Genomic DNA, 2,530 nt, shown 5'->3' with positions numbered 1-2,530 from the left:
CGCGCCACCGAGCGTCCCGACGCTGCCGCCAGTGGCCGCAGCCGCTTGACAACCCCATAGAGACACCCCGCCCTTACCCGAGAAACGAGGAGCTACCCGACCCGTGGGTCAGCGCGCTCCCGGTGAACCCGCCCACCCGTCCTGAGCCACCAGCCCGACCCGAGGCCCGCCCGGCCGTGCCGCTGTCCGAGCTGGTGCTTGTCGACCAGCACGAGGCGCAGGGCTGGCGGGTGCGGCACGACGAGCGCCTCGACAGCATCTTCGAGCAGCGCTGCGACTGGATCCGCGAGTATGGGCGCGCCGGCCAGCTCGCCGTCGACAGCGCGGAGCTGTGGCTGACCTACGACGAGCTTGACAGGCGCTCCAGCCGAGTCGCCCGCTACCTACGGCTGCACGGCGCCGACGCGGGCGACCGTATTGCGCTCGTGTTCGACCGCCCAATCCAGACCTACATCGGCGCGCTGGCTGTGCTGAAGATCGGCGCGACGTGCGTCCCGCTGGACGTGGACACGCCAACCGAGCGGTTGGCCTACTTCGTCACCGACGCCCAGGTCCGGATGGTCCTGACCCGAGCACAGCTGCGCGGCCGGGTCTGCGGTGTGGAGGCGCTGCAGACCACCGGCGCGGAGCTGCTGTTCCTCGACCAGGCAGACCGGCTGATCGCCGAAATGAGCGACCAGCGCCTGTTGCCGGCCGAGCGCGGCGGCCAGGCGGACCTGCCGGCCTACATTGTTTACACCCGCAGCCCGTCGGGCTGGCCGGAGAGCGTCGCGATCGACCACCGCAGCATCTGCAACTACGTCCGCGTCGCCTCGGAGATCTTCGGCATTCGCGGACACCGCAGTTATCAGGGACAGGCAGTAGCCTGCGCAGCCGCGCTCGAGGAGACATGGGTCGCGTGGGCGGCCGGCGCGACGCTGGTGCCTGCGCCGCCTGGTCTGAGGTTGCGCGGCCGCGACTTGCACGCGTTCCTGTCGGCGAAGCGCGTCACCGCACTATGCACCACCCCGGCCCAGCTGGCCACGCTCGAGGACGACCTGCCCGACCTTCGTTTCCTGCTGGTCTCGGGCGAGGCGTGCCCGCAGAGCTTGGTCGCCCGCTGGTACCGGAAAGGCCGGCGGTTCCTCAACGCGTACCGGCCCTCCGGCGCAACGGTCGCTGCGACCTGGACCCAGGTGCGCCCTGAGAAGCCGGTGACGATCGGCGTGCCGCTACCCACCTACGCCACCGTGCTCCTCGACCCCGATGTGCCGCGCCGAGCGCTAAGGCAGGGCGAGACCGGCGAGATCGGCGTCGCCGGCATCGGTCTGTCGTGCGGCTACCTCGACAGCAACGACCTGACCGGCAGCCTGTTCGTCGAGGACTTCCTGGGCATCCCGGGTAACCCGTCGGGTCGCATCTACCGCACCGGCGACCTCGGCCGGGTCAATGAGGCCGGCGAGCTAGAGTACCTCGGCCGCCTCGACGAACAGGTCTACATCGACAGCCAGCGTGTTGACCTCACTACAGTTGAGTCGGTGCTGCTCGAGGTTCCGGGCATCGCGGCGGCGGTCGTCACGACTCATCGTCCGGCGCCCGAAGTCACCGAGCTGGTCGGTTACTACACCGTGCGCGCTGACGCGCCGGATGTGAACGAGCAGCTGATCCGGACGTGGCTGGGTGAGCGGCTGGCACCGCAGTACGTGCCGACTCACTTGGAACGCCTCGACGTCTTCCCGATGACACCCCAGCAGTGTGTGGACCGACGCAGCCTGCCGGGACCGGGGATGCGTCGAGCCGGAGCCGCACCTGCCGACACCCCATCCCGTGCCGAGCTCGACCGGCTATGCGCCGAGAACGCCAGCCTGCTCGAACAGCTGTACTGGATGCCATCCGCCCAGCCGCGGCAGGCCTCAGGCCCGACGGTCCCGGCGCCCCCGGCTGATCCAACCGACTCCGTCCAGCTCATAGCAGCTCCGGCTGGAGCCGCCCCCGCGGAGGCCGGCCTCGCGCAGGTGCTGGCCGAGGTGCTCGACGTCGAGCGGGTACGTGTCGACAGCCACTTCTTTGACGACCTCGGCGCCGACTCGATGGTGATGGCGCGGTTCTGCGCCCGGCTGCGTAAACGCGCCGACCTGCCGACAGTGTCGATCAAGGACGTCTACACCCACCCGACGATCGCCGCCCTAGCTCAGGCGTTCGCGCCGGCCGCCCGCACGGTCGCCCCCGCCGCCGTGCCGGCGCGGCACGATCCGGTCGCGATCGGCCTCGCGCAGGTGCTGGCCGAGGTGCTTGACGTCGAGCGGGTACGTGTCGACAGCCACTTCTTTGACGACCTCGGCGGCGACTCGATGGTGATGGCGCGGTTCTGCGCCCGGGTGCGCAAACGCGCCGACCTGCCGACAGTGTCGATCAAGGACATCTACGCCAACCCGACGATCGCCGCGCTAGCTGTTGCGACCCAGCACGTTGTTGACGGCGTGGCGACTTGATCAAGGGGAAGGCCTCCTGGCGGAGTGGGTGTGTCTGACGCACCTGCTCGAACCCGGAG

General features: G+C 69.8%; 1 protein-coding gene. It reads left to right on the top strand.

Translation table 11 applies throughout. The features are described 5' to 3' along the window. Window positions 1–176 precede the first annotated feature (176 nt). On the top strand, window positions 177–2,471 hold the full coding sequence (locus PSD17_RS23435) for a non-ribosomal peptide synthetase (RefSeq protein ID WP_339124523.1): 2,295 nt from the start codon (window positions 177–179) through the stop codon (window positions 2,469–2,471). The last annotated feature ends 59 nt before the right edge of the window (window positions 2,472–2,530 follow it).

The sequence above is a fragment of the Pseudonocardia sp. D17 genome, from assembly GCF_036984265.1.
Classification (GTDB): Bacteria; Actinomycetota; Actinomycetes; order Mycobacteriales; family Pseudonocardiaceae; genus Pseudonocardia; species Pseudonocardia benzenivorans.
This window is presented reverse-complemented; position numbering and strand designations above follow the sequence as displayed.